This is a genomic window from Streptomyces sp. WAC 06738 (assembly GCF_003945505.1).
In the GTDB taxonomy this organism is placed as follows: domain Bacteria; phylum Actinomycetota; class Actinomycetes; order Streptomycetales; family Streptomycetaceae; genus Streptomyces.
This window is the reverse complement of record NZ_CP029618.1, coordinates 4,582,530-4,601,723: the sequence shown is the minus strand read 5'-3', so window position 1 is coordinate 4,601,723 and position 19,194 is coordinate 4,582,530. Positions and strand designations below refer to the sequence as shown.

The following is a 19,194-nucleotide window of genomic DNA, read 5'->3' as shown; positions in this document are numbered from 1 at the left end:
CGATGGACCCAGAGCGCGCCCGCTGGGTCGGCACCGGCATCCCGCCCCGCCTGCGCGGCATCACCCTCAACGACGTCGAGGAGATGGGCGACCTCATCCAGCCCGAGGCCCTCCATAAAGCGCGCACCTACGTCGACCAGTTCCGCGGCCAGCAGGACCGCAACTGGAGGGCCCTACCCACCAACCCCAACATTTTCGGCCAGGGCCTCCTTTTCGCCGGGCCGCCCAACACCGGGAAGACCACCCTGGCCTCCGCGGTGCTGTGCGAGCTACGCCGACGCTGGGGCATCTCCGTCTACCAGACCCGCTACACCGACCACGTCTCGCGGAAGATCTCGGTCCTCAAGGCCGGGGCCGACACGGTCCCCGAGCAGCTCTCGCGGTGGCAGTACGCCATCGAGCGCGTGGAGTGGGCCGACGTCGTGCTCCTGGACGACGTCGGGCATGAGCACACCACCGACTCCGGCTACGCCGAAGACACGCTCGACCAGCTTCTACGGCAGCGATACGACGAGGGCCGGCCGACCCTCATCACCACCAACCTCTCCGGCACCGAGTGGTCACAGCGCTACTCCAAGGCGCTGCGGTCCTTCGTCGACCGTTGCACCCGCCGGACGATCTTCGTCGGCGAGACGCTGCGGGGGGCCGACGCGTGATCGGGTACGCCGACCTCGACGACGACGAGGAAATCCCCACCGAGGTTTTCGTCGTCTGGGAGCACCTGATCGGACTCCCCGGGCCCCGCTACTCGGAGAATCGTTTCCGCAGGCTTATTCGCTGGAACCGCCGGGCCGCCGCGCTGGACCTGTTCGAGGAGACCAACGGCTCTGCCGTTGGCGAGCTTTGGCACCTGTGGACCCGCGAGGTGAACATCGCCCTGGTCACGTTCCTGCCCGAGGAAATGGCCGGCCACCTCGCCACACGGATCGAGGCCGAGGCCCTCCCCGCCAGCCGCCTGGTCGTCACCACCCCCAACGAGATGGCGCGGCTGATCGGGCTGCTCGGCCACACCCACATCTTCCACAGCCTGCCCGACCAGACCCTGCGCTACGGCCCACGCGGCATCTACGTCCACCCGCAAAATCCCGAACTGATGCGGGCGGTGATCTAGTGACCGCCGACTACCGCCCCGAGCCCCACCAGGACCCGCGCCGCGAGGTCGTCCAGCTCATCCCCGACCACACCAGCAAGATCGCGCGCTTGCACTCGGAGATCGGGCTGTGCGGCTACGAGGAACGGGACCTGGTCGGCTGGGCCGTCGTCGTCACCTTCCGCGCCGGCGAGCTTCCCGAGATCTCTGTCGAACCAGTGGTGGACGACGACTGCATGGGCCCCGTCCCGCTCGGCGACCTCATGGAGGAAGCGGGACCGCTGACGCTGCTGGAGATCCTGTGAGCAGCATCGAAGAGGAAGTGATCAGCTACATCGCGCTCACCGGCGACCTGGAAAAGGTCACCCAGGCGCGGATTACGGCTGATCACTTCCTCGACCCGAACAACCGCAAGATCTTCGTCGACATCGTGACGTTCCGGGAGGACTACGGGGAGCCGCCCACCCCGGAGGTCATCCAACGTGACCACCCCAATTTCGCCTTCCGCGAGGACTCCTCCGGCCCGCTCGACTACCTCGTCCGCCAACTGCACGAAGCCCGCCGGCGCGTCATCATCGACCTCGGCCTGGACGCCGTGGCCGAGGCCCTCGACAAGAACGGCTCAGAGGCCGCACTCCCGCTGCTGCGAATGATGCTCGCGCAGGCCACCACCGCCTCCGCCACCTCCCGCGAAATCGACTACGCCGCCACCGGGGCCGACCGGCTCGCGGCCTACCGGCAGGCCCGCGAGAATCCTGAGCAACTCCTGGGCATCCCCACGGGGTTCAGGTTCCTGGACAAGGTCACGCTCGGCATTCAGCCCCAGCAGATGATCGTCCTCACCGGACTCGCGAAGTCGTGCAAGACGACGGTCATGCTCGGCATGACCCGCTCGGCGTACGACTACGGCGCGAAGCCCCTGCTGATCTCCTTCGAGATGCCGTACGCGGAAATCGCCCGGCGCCTGGACGGATTCCTCGCGCAGGTCAACCCGAAGAAGCTCCAGACCGGCGACCTGAGCCCCCGCGAGTGGCGGGCTCTGGAAAAGGCCCTGTCCGGGCCGCTGGGCGAACAGCCGTACGTCGTCACCGAGGACCGTGCCGGCGTCATGACCCTGACCGGCATCCAATCGAAGATCGACCAACTCTCCCCGTCCGTCGTGTTCGTGGACGGGGCCTATTTCCTGTTCGACGAGGTGTCCCGGGAGTCGGGGACACCCCTGGCTTTGACCAACATCAGCCGCGGCCTGAAAAAGCTCGCGCTGAACAATGACCTCCCGGTCGTCGTCACCACTCAGTCGCTGTCGCACAAGGTCGGCGCCAAGGGCCTGACCGTGAACAGCCTCGGCTACACCTCCGCCTGGGCCCAGGACGCGGACCTCGTCGTCGGCATGGAAGCGACCGACGAGGACTTTTTCTACCGAATGAAAGTCCTCGCCTCCAGAAACTCCCCGCCCCAGGAACACCTCATCTCCATCTCCTGGGACCCGCCCGCGTTCGAGGAGGAGGAGGTCGACGATGACCTCCCCTACTGACGTCTGGGAGCAGCTCGCGGCGTACGCGAACCCGGTACCCGCAGACGTCGCCGGCGCCATGCACCGCATGGGCATCGAGGTGCTGCGGGAGGTGAGCGGAGAGGACTCATCGGAGTATCTCGCTCGCTGCCCCGCCCACCTCGCCAACACCGGCAAAGCCGACCGGCGGCCCTCATTCAGCGTCAACTCCCGTACCGGCCTGTTCAATTGCTTCTCCTGCCAGTACAGCGGGCTCTTCATCGACCTGGTCGAAGACAAGCTCGGCTACGCCCGCGTAGAAGCCTGGCAGTGGATCGCACGCCACGGCGTATACCGCGTCCGCGACGAGGAGGACCAGCGCGAGCATCACGAGCCGAGAGAACGGCTCACCGAAGCAGCCCTCGCCCTTTTCGAACCTCCTCCGCCCCCGGCTCTGGACTCGCGAGGACTGACCGCCGAGGCGTGCGCCGCGTACGGAGTGCTGTGGGACCCGAAAAAGAAGCGCTGGATTCTCCCGATCCGTAACCCCATGACGGGCGAGCTGTGGGGGTGGCAGGAGAAAGGTAAGCGGTTCTTCCGGAACTACCCGCAGGGAATCCTCAAGTCCCGCACCCTCTTCGGTGACATCGCCTGGGCCGGCGAGACAGCGCTGCTGCTGGAATCCCCCCTCGACGCCGTCCGCGCCCATTCCCTCGGCATCGAGGGCGCATTCGCGGCCTTCGGGGCGCACGTCTCCGAGATGCAGATGCGGCTCATCAAAGCGCGCTGCACCACGCTCGTCCTCGGCCTGGACAACGACGCCGCTGGCATCACCTCACGCGACCGGCTGTACGCGCGCTGGCGCCCGCGAGGGCTGGCGATGAAGTTCCTCAACTACCGCGGGATTCCCGCGAAAGACCTGGGCGAGATGAGCGACGAGGCCGCCAGGTCCGCCTACGCCGGCGCCCACTACCCGTGGCGCGGGAGGCACTGAATGTTCGTCGGAAAGCTGCACCCCTACCAGACTGACGGCGTAGCTCGGATTCTGTCCGACCGCCGCTTGCTGGTCGCCTACAGCATGGGCACCGGCAAGACGGTCATGACCATCGCCGCTCTCGAAGAACTGCTCGGCCAAGGCGAGATCCGCTGCTGCGTCATCCTCGTGCCGAACTCGCTGAAGTGGCAGTGGGCGCAGGCGATTGCCAACTTCACCGACGCTCCCCGGCGCACAGTCAAGGTCCGCGGCGTCAGCCTCACCGTGCCCGCTGAGAACGTGTGCGTGGTCATCAACGGCACACCCCCCAAGCGCCGCCAGCAGTGGGAGGCCGCCCAGCACGCGGACTACGTCATCGCCTCGTACGGGTCCGTCCTGAACGACTGGAAGTACCTATGCGCCGTCTGGGCCGACGCGCTGGTCCTCGACGAGGCGACCGCCATCAAGAATTTCGCGGCCCAGACCACCAAGCGCGTCAAGAAACTCAAGCCCCCGATCCGCGTCGCCCTGACGGGAACTCCGGTGGAGAACCGGCCCGAAGAGGTCTTCTCCATCATGGAGTGGGTCAACGAAAAGATCCTCGGCAGGTGGGACCACTTCGACAAGTCATTCATCACGCGAAATTGGTTCGGGGGCGTCACCGGCTACAAGAACCTGGACCTGCTGCACCGGAACCTGTCCAAGGCAATGATCCGCAAGTCGCGCCTGGACCCGGAGGTCGCGAAGTACCTGCCGGCCGTGACCGAGACGACGCACTCGGTGCAGCTCGACAAGACGACCCGGGCCATCTACAAGGCCATCCTTCTCGACCTCCAGGCCGCGATGGACGAGCTGACCGAAGCCGGCCAGGAGCTGGACATCGCCGCCTACTACGCCGGCGTCCGCCCCGAGGCAGGATTCGGCGCCCAGGGCAAGGTCATGGCCCGCATGCAGGCGGCCCGGCTGCTGCTGGACCACCCCCAACTCCTGATGGACTCCGCGGTCGCCTACCACGAGACGAAGGCGGAGGGCTCGGAGTACGCCGCACAATTCGCCGCCTCGCGCACCGACCTACCCGACCTCAACCACTCGCCCAAGCTGAACGCCCTCGACGAGCTGGTGGCCACCATGACGGCCGAGGGCGCGAAGGTCGCCGTCTTCACCGACTACCGCCGACTGCTCCCTTACCTCTCCGCGCGGCTCGAAAAGCACGGCGACCTCGTCCTCTTCCACGGCCAGCTCACCGCGGACAAGAAAGCCGCCGCACTCGCCAAATTCAAGACGGACCCCGAGTGCCGGATCTTCCTGTCCACCAATGCCGGCGGGTACGGGCTCGATCTGCCCGAGGTGCAGTACCTCATCAACTACGACCTCCCCTACTCCAACGGCCTGTTGGCACAGCGCAACACCCGCCACGTCCGCGCCAGCTCGACATTCGACCGTGTCCACGTGGTCAACCTCGTGGTGGAGGACTCCATCGAGGAGCGCGTGCAGGCCACGCTCCGGCTGCGCCAGAGCCTGTCCCAGGCGGTGGTCGACGGCCGTGGCGCCGGCTCGCTGGACGTCGATGTGGAAAGTCTCTCGGAACACATCGGAAATAGTTTCTGAGGCACTCTTTTGGCCGATTGGCGGTCATTTTTCACGCTCATAGGGTCGGTGCACGGAGCTTTGGAGTAGCTCCTTCGCACCACCCCTACGGGAGCATTGCGTGCCTGAAGAACTCAATCCAACGGCCGCCCCGGAACCTCAGCGAATTCCGTTCGACCCCATCATCCCGATCTTCCGGGAGTGGGCGGTCCTCAAGGCTCAGGTCACCGAAGAAACCACACGCCTGAACAAACTCCGCGACAGAGTAGCTGCCGCGGTCGAGCAGCGCGGGTACACCGATCACAAGGGCAGCCAGTACCTGGACCTTCCCTTCCCGATTCCGGCGGGCGACTCGGAGTACACGCGCATCAAGCGGGAGCGCCGCGTCTCCATCAGTGCCGACGAGGAAGCCGCCGAGCGGATTCTCAGGGCCAAGGGCGAGGCGCTCTACCGCCGCGCATTTCCGCCGGTCCCCATGCTGGACCCGGATGAGCTGTACGTCCTCCTCCAGGAAGGACATCTCACCGAAGCGGAAATGGACGAAATCCTCGTCCAGAAAGAGACGTTCGCCTTCCGGGGCCTGACATCGTGATCGGCCCTCAGCGCAAGCCGCTCGATGTCTACCCCGGAACCGCGCGTCCTCTCGGCGTTCCCCACCCCGTCCAAACCCCGAGCGTCGGGGAGATGGTCCGCTGGGACGAGGACCCGATCTACAAGAAAATCACCGGCTACTACCGCGAGTTCTTCGCGACCAGCCACCTGGCCACGGCGCTCGGCCGGTCTCCCAAAACGCTCTACAAATGGGAAACCATCGGCCTGTTCCCCGGCGCCACCTGGATCTACAACAGCGAATCCAAGAACGGCCGGCGCCGCCTGTACACCCGGCGGCAGATCGAAGGCGTCATCGCCATCGCCTACGAAGAGGGCGTCCTGTCCGGGACCAAGCGTTTCATCTCCCACACCAATTTCCCGGACCGCTGCAAGGAGCTGTTCAAGCACACGCGCGGCGTCCTCCCTGAGCCCATTCACGACTGGAGCTGACTCATGCCCGAAACACGCAGCTATGGACGTCGCCGCTCGCTTCCCGCCCGGGAGGCCGAGCAGAAGGGATTCGACGCCGGTCGCACGGACGGCACCGCCATCACGCGCCGCGAGGCCATCACCGGCCGCGTGGTGAAGACGAGCGCCGGCCCCACCCACCAGGCCGGCTGGGACGACGTCGACAAGGTTGCCTCCGCGGCCGGCGGCGGCGACATGTACCTCAAGGTCACCGAGAACCGCATGGTCATCAAGATCCTCGGCGACGGCCCCTTCGACGTGTTCGCGAGCCACTGGATCGACGAGATCGAGGATGGCTCCAAGAGCGTGCGCTGCTGGGGAACTCCGGACTGCCCGCTGTGCGCGATCGGGGACAAGGCCAAGCGTTTCTCCGCGTGCTTCGACGTGGTCTCTCTGGAGGACCCGGAGTACCCGGTCATGAAGGTCTGGGACGTCGGAATCAAGATCGCGCGTCAGCTCAAGGAGATCGCGGCCGACGACAAGAGGGGACCGCTGAACCGGCCCGACCTCTACTTCACCATCCGCAAGGAACAGAAGAAGAAGTCGGTCGAGTACACCCTGGAGCGGGTGAAGGAGCGGGACCTGGACGAGGAGTACAACGTCGCCCCGCTCGACGACGAGGCCCTGCGCCAGTTCCAGGCCGAGTGCCACGAATACGGCGACAAGGTCAAGGAACTGCTCGACGACGAGGGCATGGAGGAAATCGTCCGCATGCTGATGGACGCCTGACCGACCCCGCCCACAGACGCCCGCGCCGGTGCTCCCGCTCTGACTCGCCGGCGCGGGCTCTCCCGTCTCTTCACCGGCCCGGGGATCTCGTGCAGCAGCTCATCACCGACACCCGTCAACTCGAAGACGTCGTCGGCTACTTCCGCACCCAGGACGCATTCGCCTTCGACGTCGAGACCACCGGCGAGTACCGCGGCGTCCCCGCGGTCAACGAGGTCGTATGGATCTCCCTCGCCACCAACGGCCACACGGCCGTCATTCCCATGGGGCACCCGAACGGCCACAACCTCCTACGGAAAGCCACCCGGCGGAAAAACAAACGCACCGGCGAGTGGGACCACATCGCCGCGCAGTGGGAGGAGCCCCCACCTCAGCTCCGCCCCTCCGTGGTGTTCGACGCCCTGGAAGAACTGCTCTACAGCGATCGGTTGAAGGTCGCACACAACGCCCCGTTCGACCTCTTGTCGGTCGCGAAGTACTACAAGGGCACTTACCCGCCCCCTCCGTACGGGGACACCATCGTCGCCGCGTGGATGGTCAACGAAAACCGTCCCATCGGTCTCAAGCCGCTCGACAAAGAGCGCTGGAACCTGGTCTACGACCTCGAAGACGTCGGCAAGTGCATCGAGAAACACGCCTTCGGCACCGTCGCGGACTACTCCTACATGGACGCGGCCTCGACCTGGCTCCAGTGGCTGGACCTTCGCTCCCGTGTCACCGCCGAGGGCCTGGAGGACATGTGGGCCCTGGAGATGGACGTGCTCGCCTGCGTCCTGCACATGGGCTCCGGCGGCGTCCCGGTCGACATCAAGGCCCTGGAGCAGCTCCGCATGGCGCTCCGCGAACGGATGACCGAGTGCGAGGCCGACGTGTACCGCGCGGCCGGCAAGGTCTTCAACATCGGCTCCGCACCGCAGAAACAGGTCATCCTCTATGAGGAGCAGGGCCTGCGCCCCAGGAAACGGACGCCGAAGGGGGCGCCGTCCACGGACGCCGAAGCCCTGGAGCCCTACAAGGGCCGCAACGCGGTGGTCGACGCGATCCTCGCCTACCAGGACGTCTCCAAGATCCTCTCCACCTACGTGGAGGGCTACCTGGGCAATCCCGAGGACGACAAGCCGACCCAAATTTTCGACGGCCGGATCTATCCGATCCTCAAGCAGTACGGCACGGTCACCGGCAGGTTCAGCAGCTCCAAACCGAACGTCCAGAACTGGCCCCGCGCGGACACCGAGTGGGGCAAAGCCATCCGCGACCTCATCGACCCCCTCGACGGGTTCGTGCTCCTGGTCGCTGACTACGCCCAGATCGAACAGCGTATCCTCGCCCATTTCGCGGGCAAGGGGGCCTTGTGGCAAGGGTTTTGGGATGGCGTGGACGCTCACACCGCCACCGCAGCAGCGGTGTTCGGTGTTGCCCCCGAGGACGTCACCAAGCAGATGCGGCAGGTCGCCAAGGCCATCGCATTTGCGATCAATTATGGCGCCGGCCCTCAGAAAGTCGCCGACATGTCTCACACCACATTGCGCCGGGCAAAGCAGATCCTGCGCGAGCACGAGAAGCAGTTCCCCGAGGTCTACGCCTACAAGCGCCAGCTGCTGCGTACGGTGCGCTCGCGCCGGCCGGAGCCCTACCTGCGCACCCTGCTGGGCCGCAAGCGGCGTCTGCCCGACCTGCTCTCCCACGACCACGGCCGCCGCGGCAAGGCTGAACGCCAGGTCGTCAACAGCCATATCCAGGGCTCGAATGCGGACATGACCAAGCTCGCCCTGGTCCGCTTGCACAAGGGACTGCTGCCGGGCATGCAAATCCTGCTCACCGTGCACGACGAAATCGCCGCCATGTGTCCCGCGGAGATTGCCGAGGAAGGCGCCAAGGTGCTGCACAACGCGATGGCCGGCCCCGAAATGCAGCTTCTGTCCGTGCCCGTTACCACAGACGTGAAAATCTGCAATCGGTGGAGTGAAGCGAAATAATCATTCGATCTACTCTGGCATCATGCCCGACACCGAAATCCAAGCGCCGGCCATCTTCCGCGGAATGCTCCGCGACGTTGTCGCATGCGGCGACTATCACGAGGTCTGCCGGATGCTCGGCCTGGTGCCCGCCGGCCCCGACGTCGACCAGATCGAGCACTACAAGTCGCACATGCGGATCGAAGAAGTGAACACGGTCGCCCCCGAGGTCTTCGCGCACGCGGACATCGCGGCCGACCTGCTGTACCGGCTCGTCCGTCTCAACCGCGACGGGGACGAGCCGGAGGACGAGGACGATCCGGAGCGCGCCATGTTCGCGGTGATCAGCCGCACCGCCGTGGCCACCGTCGTCGGCCATCTCCTGGAAAACGGAACCCTGGGAGTTTCGAGATGACGAGCGACTTCTGGCTCAACAAGCTCACCGGCACCGGAGGGACCCCCGCCCCGCCAGCTCCACAGGCCCCGCAAGCGGGCCTCACCCCCTCGGGCACGCCGTGGTGGGCCCACCCCACCTACGGCCAGCCGCAGGCCCCCGCACAGCCGCAGCAGCCCGCACCGGCCCAGCAGGGCGTTTACGTCACCAACAAGGCCCAGTCCGCGAAGGTCACCGAGCGCTGCCCCTCCTGCGGCAGCGACGAGTACTGGCGGCCCACCCCCAACACCCAGGCAATGTGCAACCAGTGCCACTACCCGGTCCAGAACTCCACCCAGGGCGTGGCCATTTCCAACCGAGACGCGCCGGCCAGGCCATCGCTGCACCAGGCAAAGGGCGCCGGCTACCGGCCGGACGTCATCGTGGGGCGGATGTGAGCCGCATTCTCCTCATCTGCGCGGCCCTTTGCCTCGCCGCGGGCGCCGCCCTGTGTATCTGGTCGGCGGTGGATACCGCGACCGACCCGCGTACGTACCAGTGCTATGGAACGGACGACGAACCCGCCGGTTGCCCGTAAATAAAAAATAGGCCACCCATTTGGCCCTGTGCGGTGATTTTTTCGGTCCATACGGTCGTCGTATGCCGCTCAGTGATGAGGCCCGCGTCGTCATGGCGCAGATCAATAAGAAACATGGCCCCGGCTCGGTCATTGTCGCCTCGACGATGCCCGCCGTTTCACGGTTCACGACCGGCTCCCTCTCTCTCGACGTCATGCTGGGAGGGGGATGGCCGGCCAACCAGTGGAATGAGATCGTCGGTTCGGAAAGCTCGGGAAAGACCACGATCGTCCACAAGACGATTGCAGCGAACCAGCAACGCGACCCGGAATTCTCTACGTTCTGGGTGGCCGCGGAGCACTACGACACCGAATGGGCCACGACCCTCGGCGTGGATGTCGACCGCGTGGCCGTCTACTCCACGAACGCCATGGAGTACGCCTACACCGCCATGCTGAAGGCCGCGGAATCTAGGGCGTTCGACGCGGTGGTGCTGGATTCCTATCCGGCCCTAGTCGCCGACGACGAGGCCGAACGGGACATGGACCAGGCCACCATCAGTGCCGGCGCCCGGGTCACGGGCAAGTTCTTCCGCAAGGTCGGCTCGGCCACCCGCCGCAGCCTGGTGGAAAAGGAACGCCCCCTGCTGGCGCTGATCGTCAACCAGTGGCGCGACCAGATCGGCGGATGGTCCCCGGCCGGCATGACCCCGAAGACGTCGCCGGGCGGGAAGGCGAAGAACTACGCCTACTACACGCGACTTGAGGCGTCCCGCACGGAATGGATCGACGAGAAGCGACCCGGCGGCGGCAGCATGCGCGTCGGCCAGGTCATCAAGATGAAGACGATCAAGTCCAAGAGCGCCGCGCCCCAGCAGGTGGCATCCATCCGCTTCTTTTTCGCCGATTCCGCCACCGGCATCCGCAAAGGCGACTACGACGTGGCCGCCGAAATGATCACCATGGGCATCTACTGGGGCCTGATCACGCTGGACGGCTCCTGGTACAAGTACGGCGGCCAGCAGTGGCACGGCGAGAAGAAACTGCGCTCCGCCTTCCTTGAGGACGTCGACCTCCAGGAGCAGCTCAGCGCGGACGTCCTGGCCCTGGTGCAGCCCGGTGCGGCGTGATGGACCGCCGCATCAAAGCCTCCCGCGCTCAGGAAAAACGTCTCGCCCGCAAGGTCGGCGGCACCACCACCGCAGGTTCCGGCAACGGGTGGGCGGTCAAAAACGACGTCCGTAACACCAAGTGGTCCATCGAGTGCAAAACCACTGCCAGCAGCCAATTCACCATCACCCATGCCGCGCTGGTCAACGCCGAGAAGAACGCCCTCCTGGACATGCGGCAGATGGCGTTCGTGGTCGAACTGCACGGCCGGAACTGGGTGGTGATCTCCGAGGAGAACTTCCTGCGGTTCCTGGAACTGGAGGCGGACATCTGATGGGAATCCGCGCCGTCGTCAACGCCCCCGACTGGTCACCCAAGCACCACCGCGGCGAAGCCAAATGCCGCGAAGACTCCCTCACCCCGACCCGGAAGCGGGACATCTTTTTCTCTGACGAGAGCTTCGCCCTCGACGTGTGCAACGGCACCTGGGACGGCCTCATTTGCCCCCGCCGCGCCGAATGCCTCTACGTCGCCATGCTCAACCGGGAGAACTACGGCGTGTGGGGCGGGATGACCCCCGAAGACCGATTGGCACTGCGCATGCGCTACCCGGCCATGCCCGAGCGCTGGACATGGCATCCGCCCAGCGACGAAGTCACCTCAGAAACTCAGGAGAATCAGTGGCCCCACGCGTCGTAAAGGGCGGCCCCGGCCTCACCGAATACCTCAACGCCACCAAGATCGCCGAGCCTCTTTTCGGGGACGTGCAAAAGCATGTCCTGGAAAAGGCCGCCCGGCCCTCGGGTCGCCGACAGGACGTCCTCCACCCCAGCGAGATGGTGAAGTCCGACTGGTGCCACCTGGCCGCTTTCCACCGGCTCCGCCTGGAAGTCGAGCCCGCCGAAAAGAGTAAGACGACTTTCACGCGGGAGAACATTTTCGAGGAAGGGCACCGCACCCACAGCAAATGGCAGCGCTGGCTCACCGAGATGGGCCGCCTGGCCGGCGACTGGCACTGCCTGTTCTGCGACGGCTACTTCTGGGCCGAAGAGACCCCGGAAGCGTGCGAATACTGCTCGGCCCCGACCTCCTGCATCGAGTACGCCGAAGTCCCCCTCAACGCCCACCCGTTGCTTATCGGCGGAAAGGCCGACGGGTTCAGTCCCCAGGACTCGGCCCTCATCGAGATCAAGACCCTCGGCCTGGGCTCGCTGCGATACGAGCGCCCGGAGTTCCTGGAGCGCTACATCGTCGAGACCGACCACGGCCGGCTGCCGGACATGACCCGCCTGTGGCGGGACTTTCGCCGACCGCTGCCCGCAGCAGTCCGGCAGGTGCAGCTCTACATGTACATCGCCAATCATTTCGAGGATCTGCCGGCCGAGCGGACGATCTTCTTCTACGACTTCAAGCCGACGCAGGAAACGAAGTCGTTCACCGTCGCCTACGACGAGAGTTTCTCCGAGCCGCTCATCGAAGCCGCCACAGCAATCGTCGACTGCCTCCAGACCGACACCCCTCCGTTCTGCAACCTCAACGGCCGTGCCGGCTGCGCCTCATGCCTGGAATTCAAGGAGGACGACAAGTGAGTGCTGCCGACGACCTGTGGGAAAAGCTGGAAAAGCTCGGCTTCGAGAAGGAGGAGAAGCCGGACGGCTACATGCCGCCCCTCCCGGCCGACATCACCTCCCTCGACGACCGCCAACTCATGGGCCTGTACGGCGAATACGTTTCGTGGACCGCGTACGCGGCCATGCGCCTGGTGGAAGCCCGCGTCAACGTCCGCGCCGCGAAGCAGAACCTGGACTACTCCACCGCCCGAGCCGCTCTCGCCGCCAGCACGGAGAAGACCGTCTCGGGCCGCAAGGCCGCCGCCGCGGCCGACACCCAGGTCCAGGAAGACGAGCGGCGCCACCTGGACGCCGTCGCCCTGGCCGAGGGCCTGGAGATGGTCCATAAGAACGCTGAGGCCCGCGCGCAGTTCTGCTCCCGCGACCTCTCCCGTCGGCAAAACAGCCAATCCGACACCCGCTACAGCAAGTGGGGGGTGTGACATGCCGCGCATCTCCATCGGGATCGACCAGTCCTACAGCGGTTGCGCCATCGTCTACTACAACGCCACCACCGACACCGCGGAGCAGGCCGTCTTCGACTTCTCCCCGAAGGTGGCCGGCACCGGCATCACCCGGCTGCTGTACGTCACCGCCGCCCTCACCCCGCACTTCCGGATGATCAACCAGCTCGGCCAGGTCACCCACATCTGCTACGAGGGCTACGCCTACGGCGCGAAATTCCGGCGCGAGGAGCTGGGCGAACTGGGCGCCGCCACGAAGTTCGCGCTCGCCCAGGTCTTCCCCAACCACATCGAACGCCGCATCCACGCGGTCGCCCCGGCCACGGTCAAGAAGTACGTCACCGGCTCCGGCCGCGCGGACAAGGACAAGATCATGATGTCCGTGTACATGCGCTGGGGGTTCGAGCCGGACAACAACGATGCGGCCGATGCGTACGTACTCGCTCGCATCGCCGACGCCCTGGCCACCCCTGAGCCGCCCGAGCTGAAGTTCCAGCGGGAGGTCTTGGACACCATCCGCAAGCGTCCGGCCCCCGCATAACACGCGGTAATTCCTCCGCCATACGCTCCCTGCATCAGCTCAAAATGCAGGGAGCGTAATTGTCGTGCAGACTCAGCCCGCCGTGAAGGAGAAGGAGTTCCGCGTCAAGAGCGTCACTCCGCCCCCTGAACTCGGCTCCGCCATCGCTCACGCCATCAAGTCCGGCAACCAGGTCATCCTCAAGGCCGTCGGCGCCGGCGCCATCAACCAGGCGGTCAAGGCAATCCCCATCGCCCAGTCGTTCGTCTCCTCCTTCGGAACGAAGCTCCTCGAAGAGATCACATTTTTCCGCAGCAAAACTCCGGAAGGTGAGATCCTCGGCATCGCGATCCGCGTCATGGGCACCTGAAATACCGGCAGAAAATAACGAGACCTAAACTCGCCCCACAAGGCCCCATTCTGCTGCTGACTCACACACTGATCATGTTCTGACTCCCGAGGGCCAACCAGCCGCGCGGAGGAAGACATGACGCATTGGACTCCCCCCAACCGGGGCAAGACGAGCACGGGCGGCCCGGTCAGCACGGGTCAGTTCCCCACCATGGGCGACGAGCTGCACCGCGTGACGTGGGTGCGCCCCGAGGGCGGCCAGAGCGCCAGCCGCCAGGGCATCTCCAAGAGCGGCGGCGGCAACTACGGCCGCAACACCCACCGATCCCATCGCCAGACCTCGGCCGCCGAGACCTACGGCCCGGCCGGTGTGGTCCAAGTCAAGCGCTCCCTGCACGGACCCGGCTGCGCCTGCTGCGCCACCACCGGCCGCCGCCCGGTCGCGAGTGCTTTCGGCAGCCAGGACCAGTTCCGCGCCGGTGAGGCAACAGGACGAAAGGGCTGAGCCATGTGGCCTCTCCTCGCGGGCATCGCCGCCCGGATCGGGGTCGGCACCGTAGCCCGCACGGCAGTCACCTCGGCCGCGGAAAGTGGCGCCATCAGCGCCGGAACGACCGGCGCCACGTCCGGCAGTCGCCTGCTGTCGGCCGCACAGTTCGCCAACGCCGGAGCCCACGTGGTCTCGGCCGGCCGGTCCAACCAGGGCAGCCCCCAGCCGGCCCCTGCGGGCGACCAGTCGGGATGGCTGCACTCGTGAGCACCGCCGCCACCTCGCCCAGCCCGCCCGCACCCAGCTCGGTAGCCACCACCGGCACCGCTGACCGTGGCTCTCTGGCCCCGGCCCCGCCGCCCACCGCACCCGACACCGGCTTCAGCACCGACACAGGCACCTCGCGTGCCGCCGCCATCAGCGAATTCCAGCACGGCATGACCTCTGGGAGGTGACATGGACTTCAACCCGGACCAGTTCACCCAGCCCGCCTTCCGCGGCTTCGGCGACCAGGCCATGCGCCGCTACCGGGTGACGCCCGCACCTGCCCAGCCCGAGCCGACCCCGCAGCGCCCCGCAGCCTCCTCCGGCCACCAGGGCACCCTCTTCCAGGCATCCGAACTCCAAGGGCCACCCCAGCCGACGTTCAACGCGGACCAGTTCCGCAGGGCCCAGCATGCCCTTCCCGGCATGAGCAACCCCGCCATGGCCAGCCAGCGGGTCACCCCACCCGCACAGCCCCCCGCGCCGCCCGCTCCGTCATCGTCTGCGACATCCGGGCCCGGCTGGACCCAGCCCCAGCTCTTCGGCCTCGGGCCCACACCCAGCTCACCCAGCTCGCCCTCTGCCGCGGGACCCAACCCCACGCACTGGCCCACATCTACGCCAACGCCAACGCCTCCCGCCGGGCGCACCTACACCCGCACGCCCCACGTCTTCACCGTCAGCGCCGCCACCCGGGCCGGAGGGCTCGGAGGACATCGTCTGCCCTCGCCACCGCCGGCACCGAGTTCCGCTCCGCCCCCCGCAACGAGTGCCGTCCCGCCCCGGCCGACCGCACCTCCACGACCGAGCACACCGCCCTCTACCCCCGGATCGTCGCTCGCCGTATCCCCGAAGCTCGCAAAGGCTGGCCGCTACGCCGGTGCCGGCATCTTCGTCGCCGCCAAGGCCCTCCAGTCCATCAACAAGCCCGCTACCGACCCCAAGCGCTCCGGAAACCCGCTCTACCGGTCGAACCAGGGGTGGATGAAGTCATGAGCTACCCCAACGGCGCAGGCGCCAACGCCAACTTCATGTACAACCCGCCCTACCAGGCACCGGTGGGCGGGGCGGTGACCTATGCCGGAGGCTCGGGCGGATTCCTGCTGTCCGGGGCCCGCGACATTCTCGACGCACGCCGGATGATGGACACCGGCCACGTGCCCAGCGCCGAATACCCCGACGGCTACCTCGGCACCATCGGCGCCGGTACCCGTCGCCAGGACCGACTCCTGAACAACATCGGCAACCGCGCCACCCAGAAGAGCTACCAGCGCGGCGTGCACAAAGGGGAGAGGATCGACCCGGCCGATTACTACTGGACCGAGGACGTCCACCCGGCTGCCGCCCTCCAGGCCCAGGCCCGCGGCGAGAAGTGGACCCAAAAGGGCTCCATGATCGGCAGTCCGCTGGTCAATGACGGCAAGTCCGAAACGCTCGTGGCGACCTCGGCACGCTTCGCCACCGCCATGCGCGTCTACGAGCAGGAAATCACCCCCTCCTATACGGCCGTGAATGCGCAGCGCCGCGCGCAGCTCATGCGTTTCCGGCCGGCCTGGAGGTGATCGGCGTGTTGCAGCAGGACTCCCTCTACGTTCGTCGTCCCTGGTCCAGTGCCCGGGAGCAGCAGGTCACCGACGCGCTGAGCGAATGGACGGACATCCCCGCGGACGCCGCGCGCCGCATGAAGCCGCCGATCCCGAATATCGGCCGCACGCCGCCCCGGTTCGGATACGTACAGCACGTACTCGGCATCAGCGATATCGCCCGCCTCGACGACGTCTACCCCGGAAGCCGAGTCGACTTCTCGCAGCGCCAGTCCGGGTACTCCGCGACCTCTTTCCCCGCACTGGGAGTGATCTGACATGCCCAAGGCCACCAGCCTCTCCGACCGTCGTCGGCACGGCCGTGGTGACAATTCCAGCCGTGTCGTCAGCGCCAAGGCCAATCAACTCGACCAGCGCACCGCCGCCCGGTACGCGCCCAAGGCCCCGTCCACCAAGTCGGAGTTCGACGCCGGCGCATCGGCAGGAACCACCATGAGCCGTGGCGTGCCGGCCGGCGGATCGAAGAAGCGGGCGGCCCCGGCCGTGAGGAAGCTGGGTGTCGAGAAGTGAGCATGCGAGCCCTCTCCAGCTATTTCGTGACCCTATTCCAGCGGCTGAAGGCCAAGTACGAAGCGGCCCGCGCCAAGCGCCGTGAGAACCGGAAGGAGAGCCCGCCCACATGAGCTATGCACCCAGCCGTTCCCTCGCGGCCGAACTCGACGAGGGCCTGACGGACCAGACCTACAAGAAGATCAACCGCGACCGCGGCGGCGTGGTCGAGCCGACCACGTACGGCGTCCGCCAGGACTGGAACGACCTCTACTACGGCCTGCACGAAACGCCCGTCAAGCGCCGTCCTGACGGCGTCGCAGCGCGCACCCCGGGCTACGTGCCGAACGCGCCGGCGCACCTCTACTTCGGGATGTGAAGTGAAGCACGGATACGTACTCATTTATCCGCCGGCCGTCACGAAGAAGATCCTCGGCGCCGGCCTCAGCATCTTCACGGTGGCGACAGCATTCCGGCAGGCGCTGGGCAACACGCCCTTCTCGGTCGTGCACGCCGAGCAATTCACCGCCACCTACTGGATTGCCTTCGGCTACTGCACGATCGGTGTAATTCTCGGACTCATCGCGCTGGTGCACTCGTTGAAGTCATCCAGCCTGAAATTCATGGGCGCCATCGGCTCCTACCTGCTCGCATTCGTCGCGGTCTCGCTCATGAACTCACCCGTCAGCGTAGGGATGCAGCTCTCGAACGCCACGGCCATCGCGGGTATTTCGGTGGTGGCTTTCTCCGCTTGGCTTCGGCACAAGAGGGAGCAGCCATGACCCTCAATTCCGTCGCGGCGCAGCTCGTCTCGATGCTCATCAGCGTCCTGGGGCTGCTCCTCTTCCGGCTCATCGCCCGGTTCGTACCCGAAGACCCCCCGCCGGTCGTCCGCCCCCTCGACACACCCTCGCCCCTGAAGGCCCCACCGGAAAGCGATGCCGCCGATGGCTAACGAACAATGGAACCTCAACACGACCACCGCCCTGACGGCCGAACCCGGCAGCCCGGTCGGTCTGGTCAACCCCCCGCTCACCGCGGACCAGCGCGTCAGCGCCCGCCCCTCCGGCTACGGTGATCAGACCGTCCCCCCGAAGCCGCTGTGGTACCTCGACCCGCAGGGCAACCCGCACTCCCACGGCGTCGCCGAGCCCTACAAGATCTTGCTGTTCTGGCGCTCGAACGTCGGTGAGCAGAACGCCGACCTCGCCGACTCCTACTACATGGGCGTGGCCGGCCTTCAGTCCGTCGGCGTCACCGGCCACAAGATCACCGTCAACGGCGGCGACGTCCACCACCCCGGCGGCGAGACGTCCGCCACCCTCACCGGCTTCTGGGACCGCACCGACCCCGACAACCCGGTCTGGACGGCCATCGCGCCCGACACCGACTACACGATCACCATCGCCGCCCACAACCAGGAGTTCGGCTACGGCCCGGACTCCGACCCGATCACCGTGCATACCCCCGCGCTCGGCTACGACCAGCTCCACCTCACCCTGCCCCCAAGCCCCCGAACGACGTCGATTTCGCGGCCCCCCTGCCGCTGATCACCTCTGGCACCGGCGCAGGAATCCAGCTTCGCTGGACGAAGATCCCGAACGTCACCAAGTACGAGATCTACGACAACTCCACGGCCTCCACGACCGATGGCATGGACCCCAGCCGGATTGGCCTCAATAGCCACGACGTCAAGATCGGCGAGGTCAACCAGCCCAGCGCCAGCACCAAGACCGTCACCTTCACCACCCCCAACTACGCCACCCCGCGTCAGCCGTTCGCCCTCAAGGTGCGCGCCGTACGGACGGACTCCAACGGCACCGCCGTCAGCGACTTCTCGCCTCTGCTGCGCGGCCACCTGCCGGCCACCACGGTTGCCCCGGGCACACCGGGCGCCCCGACCCTCACCACGACCCCCATCGTGGGCGGCCAGGTCAAGCTCACCCTCACCCCGCCCACGGTGGACTCCACTCACGGCGCTCCCGAGTGGTATGCGGTGTACGACGGCGCCCGCAAGGTCGCCACCGCCTACGCCCCCCTCGGCACCGCACCGCACGTCACCCTCCAGTACGCCGCCGCGCAGACGTACTCCTTCACGGTCGTCGCCGGCAACAGCATCGGCGTTTCCGCGGCCTCCAGTGCACTCACCGGCACCGTGCCCACCCCGGCTGTCCCGGGCGCCCCCACGGGCGTGGCCGTCACGAACGTCACCGCCACCGGCATGGACGTCAACTGGACCGCACCGGCCGGCGCCAATCCCCCGGTCACCTCCTACAAGGTCTACGACGGCGCCACCGTCAAGGCCACCATCACCGCCCCCATCACCACAGCCAGCCTCACCGGATACACCTCCGCCACGGCCTACAGCATCACGGTCTCCGCCGTGAACTCGGTAGGCGAAGGCGCCCAGTCGACGCCGGCCGTCACCGGCACCACCTCGTAGGGAGCGAACACACC

The 19,194-nt window shown here is 66.6% G+C and carries 28 protein-coding genes; all 28 read left to right on the top strand.

What is annotated here, in order from left to right; translation table 11 throughout:
• The first annotated feature begins 2 nt into the window (after nucleotides 1-2).
• The 28 genes from DMB38_RS20140 to DMB38_RS20010 all read left to right on the top strand — a co-directional run bounded on the left by DMB38_RS20140 (nucleotide 3) and on the right by DMB38_RS20010 (nucleotide 19,180).
• Nucleotides 3-656, top strand: coding sequence for an ATP-binding protein (locus tag DMB38_RS20140; protein ID WP_164716048.1), 654 nt, complete (start codon nucleotides 3-5; stop codon nucleotides 654-656).
• On the top strand, nucleotides 653-1,111 hold the full coding sequence (locus tag DMB38_RS20135; RefSeq protein WP_125936352.1) for a hypothetical protein: 459 nt from the start codon (nucleotides 653-655) through the stop codon (nucleotides 1,109-1,111). The genes DMB38_RS20140 and DMB38_RS20135 overlap by 4 nt, the downstream gene beginning before the upstream one ends.
• Nucleotides 1,111-1,395, top strand: coding sequence for a hypothetical protein (locus tag DMB38_RS20130; protein ID WP_125936351.1), 285 nt, complete (start codon nucleotides 1,111-1,113; stop codon nucleotides 1,393-1,395). Before DMB38_RS20135 ends, DMB38_RS20130 begins: the two co-directional genes overlap by 1 nt.
• Nucleotides 1,392-2,624: a DnaB-like helicase C-terminal domain-containing protein gene (locus DMB38_RS20125; RefSeq protein WP_125936350.1), complete on the top strand. Its 1,233-nt coding sequence runs from the start codon at nucleotides 1,392-1,394 to the stop codon at nucleotides 2,622-2,624. Before DMB38_RS20130 ends, DMB38_RS20125 begins: the two co-directional genes overlap by 4 nt.
• Nucleotides 2,608-3,576: a toprim domain-containing protein gene (locus tag DMB38_RS20120; protein ID WP_125936349.1), complete on the top strand. Its 969-nt coding sequence runs from the start codon at nucleotides 2,608-2,610 to the stop codon at nucleotides 3,574-3,576. The genes DMB38_RS20125 and DMB38_RS20120 overlap by 17 nt, the downstream gene beginning before the upstream one ends.
• Nucleotides 3,577-5,163, top strand: coding sequence for a DEAD/DEAH box helicase (locus DMB38_RS20115; protein WP_125936348.1), 1,587 nt, complete (start codon nucleotides 3,577-3,579; stop codon nucleotides 5,161-5,163).
• A 100-nt stretch (nucleotides 5,164-5,263) separates the two neighbouring features.
• Nucleotides 5,264-5,734, top strand: coding sequence for a hypothetical protein (locus DMB38_RS20110; protein WP_125936347.1), 471 nt, complete (start codon nucleotides 5,264-5,266; stop codon nucleotides 5,732-5,734).
• A gap of 92 nt (nucleotides 5,735-5,826) precedes the next feature.
• A complete protein-coding gene (locus DMB38_RS20105) occupies nucleotides 5,827-6,183 on the top strand; it encodes a hypothetical protein (protein WP_125936346.1) in 357 nt (118 codons plus the stop codon).
• Nucleotides 6,184-6,186: 3 nt separating this feature from the next.
• Nucleotides 6,187-6,930, top strand: coding sequence for a hypothetical protein (locus tag DMB38_RS20100; protein WP_125936345.1), 744 nt, complete (start codon nucleotides 6,187-6,189; stop codon nucleotides 6,928-6,930).
• An 89-nt stretch (nucleotides 6,931-7,019) separates the two neighbouring features.
• Complete coding sequence (locus DMB38_RS20095; RefSeq protein WP_125936344.1) at nucleotides 7,020-8,906, top strand: DNA polymerase; 1,887 nt, start codon at nucleotides 7,020-7,022, stop codon at nucleotides 8,904-8,906.
• A 22-nt stretch (nucleotides 8,907-8,928) separates the two neighbouring features.
• Nucleotides 8,929-9,300 carry a hypothetical protein gene (locus tag DMB38_RS20090; protein ID WP_125936343.1) on the top strand — a complete coding sequence of 124 codons (372 nt, stop codon included), beginning with the start codon at nucleotides 8,929-8,931 and terminating at the stop codon, nucleotides 9,298-9,300.
• Nucleotides 9,297-9,716: a hypothetical protein gene (locus DMB38_RS20085; RefSeq protein ID WP_125936342.1), complete on the top strand. Its 420-nt coding sequence runs from the start codon at nucleotides 9,297-9,299 to the stop codon at nucleotides 9,714-9,716. Before DMB38_RS20090 ends, DMB38_RS20085 begins: the two co-directional genes overlap by 4 nt.
• A gap of 202 nt (nucleotides 9,717-9,918) precedes the next feature.
• Nucleotides 9,919-10,965 (top strand): hypothetical protein, encoded by a 1,047-nt coding sequence (locus DMB38_RS20080; RefSeq protein WP_125936341.1) that lies wholly within the window; start codon nucleotides 9,919-9,921, stop codon nucleotides 10,963-10,965.
• Nucleotides 10,965-11,279, top strand: coding sequence for a hypothetical protein (locus tag DMB38_RS20075; RefSeq protein ID WP_125936340.1), 315 nt, complete (start codon nucleotides 10,965-10,967; stop codon nucleotides 11,277-11,279). The genes DMB38_RS20080 and DMB38_RS20075 overlap by 1 nt, the downstream gene beginning before the upstream one ends.
• Nucleotides 11,279-11,644 carry a WhiB family transcriptional regulator gene (locus DMB38_RS20070; RefSeq protein WP_125936339.1) on the top strand — a complete coding sequence of 122 codons (366 nt, stop codon included), beginning with the start codon at nucleotides 11,279-11,281 and terminating at the stop codon, nucleotides 11,642-11,644. The genes DMB38_RS20075 and DMB38_RS20070 overlap by 1 nt, the downstream gene beginning before the upstream one ends.
• Nucleotides 11,626-12,534, top strand: coding sequence for a hypothetical protein (locus tag DMB38_RS20065; RefSeq protein ID WP_125936338.1), 909 nt, complete (start codon nucleotides 11,626-11,628; stop codon nucleotides 12,532-12,534). Before DMB38_RS20070 ends, DMB38_RS20065 begins: the two co-directional genes overlap by 19 nt.
• Nucleotides 12,531-12,998, top strand: a complete 468-nt coding sequence (locus DMB38_RS20060) for a hypothetical protein (protein ID WP_125936337.1) — start codon at nucleotides 12,531-12,533, stop codon at nucleotides 12,996-12,998. The genes DMB38_RS20065 and DMB38_RS20060 overlap by 4 nt, the downstream gene beginning before the upstream one ends.
• Before the next feature lies 1 nt (nucleotide 12,999).
• The gene (locus DMB38_RS20055) at nucleotides 13,000-13,560 is read left to right on the top strand and encodes a hypothetical protein (RefSeq protein ID WP_125936336.1); all 561 of its coding nucleotides are present in this window, start codon (nucleotides 13,000-13,002) and stop codon (nucleotides 13,558-13,560) included.
• 64 nt (nucleotides 13,561-13,624) lie between these two features.
• Nucleotides 13,625-13,909 carry a stage V sporulation protein S gene (locus DMB38_RS20050; RefSeq protein WP_125936335.1) on the top strand — a complete coding sequence of 95 codons (285 nt, stop codon included), beginning with the start codon at nucleotides 13,625-13,627 and terminating at the stop codon, nucleotides 13,907-13,909.
• 117 nt (nucleotides 13,910-14,026) lie between these two features.
• Nucleotides 14,027-14,395 carry a hypothetical protein gene (locus tag DMB38_RS20045; protein ID WP_125936334.1) on the top strand — a complete coding sequence of 123 codons (369 nt, stop codon included), beginning with the start codon at nucleotides 14,027-14,029 and terminating at the stop codon, nucleotides 14,393-14,395.
• A 1,241-nt stretch (nucleotides 14,396-15,636) separates the two neighbouring features.
• Nucleotides 15,637-16,206, top strand: coding sequence for a hypothetical protein (locus DMB38_RS20040; RefSeq protein ID WP_125936333.1), 570 nt, complete (start codon nucleotides 15,637-15,639; stop codon nucleotides 16,204-16,206).
• A gap of 5 nt (nucleotides 16,207-16,211) precedes the next feature.
• Nucleotides 16,212-16,505 (top strand): hypothetical protein, encoded by a 294-nt coding sequence (locus tag DMB38_RS20035; RefSeq protein WP_125936332.1) that lies wholly within the window; start codon nucleotides 16,212-16,214, stop codon nucleotides 16,503-16,505.
• A gap of 1 nt (nucleotide 16,506) precedes the next feature.
• The gene (locus tag DMB38_RS20030; protein WP_125936331.1) at nucleotides 16,507-16,758 is read left to right on the top strand and encodes a hypothetical protein; all 252 of its coding nucleotides are present in this window, start codon (nucleotides 16,507-16,509) and stop codon (nucleotides 16,756-16,758) included.
• Between the two features lie 109 nt (nucleotides 16,759-16,867).
• Nucleotides 16,868-17,116: a hypothetical protein gene (locus tag DMB38_RS20025; RefSeq protein WP_125936330.1), complete on the top strand. Its 249-nt coding sequence runs from the start codon at nucleotides 16,868-16,870 to the stop codon at nucleotides 17,114-17,116.
• A gap of 1 nt (nucleotide 17,117) precedes the next feature.
• Nucleotides 17,118-17,519 (top strand): hypothetical protein, encoded by a 402-nt coding sequence (locus DMB38_RS20020; protein WP_125936329.1) that lies wholly within the window; start codon nucleotides 17,118-17,120, stop codon nucleotides 17,517-17,519.
• Nucleotides 17,516-17,692, top strand: a complete 177-nt coding sequence (locus DMB38_RS36190) for a hypothetical protein (RefSeq protein ID WP_164716046.1) — start codon at nucleotides 17,516-17,518, stop codon at nucleotides 17,690-17,692. The genes DMB38_RS20020 and DMB38_RS36190 overlap by 4 nt, the downstream gene beginning before the upstream one ends.
• Nucleotides 17,685-18,287, top strand: a complete 603-nt coding sequence (locus DMB38_RS20015) for a hypothetical protein (RefSeq protein ID WP_125936328.1) — start codon at nucleotides 17,685-17,687, stop codon at nucleotides 18,285-18,287. The genes DMB38_RS36190 and DMB38_RS20015 overlap by 8 nt, the downstream gene beginning before the upstream one ends.
• 104 nt (nucleotides 18,288-18,391) lie before the next feature.
• Complete coding sequence (locus DMB38_RS20010) at nucleotides 18,392-19,180, top strand: fibronectin type III domain-containing protein (protein ID WP_125936327.1); 789 nt, start codon at nucleotides 18,392-18,394, stop codon at nucleotides 19,178-19,180.
• The last annotated feature ends 14 nt before the right edge of the window (nucleotides 19,181-19,194 follow it).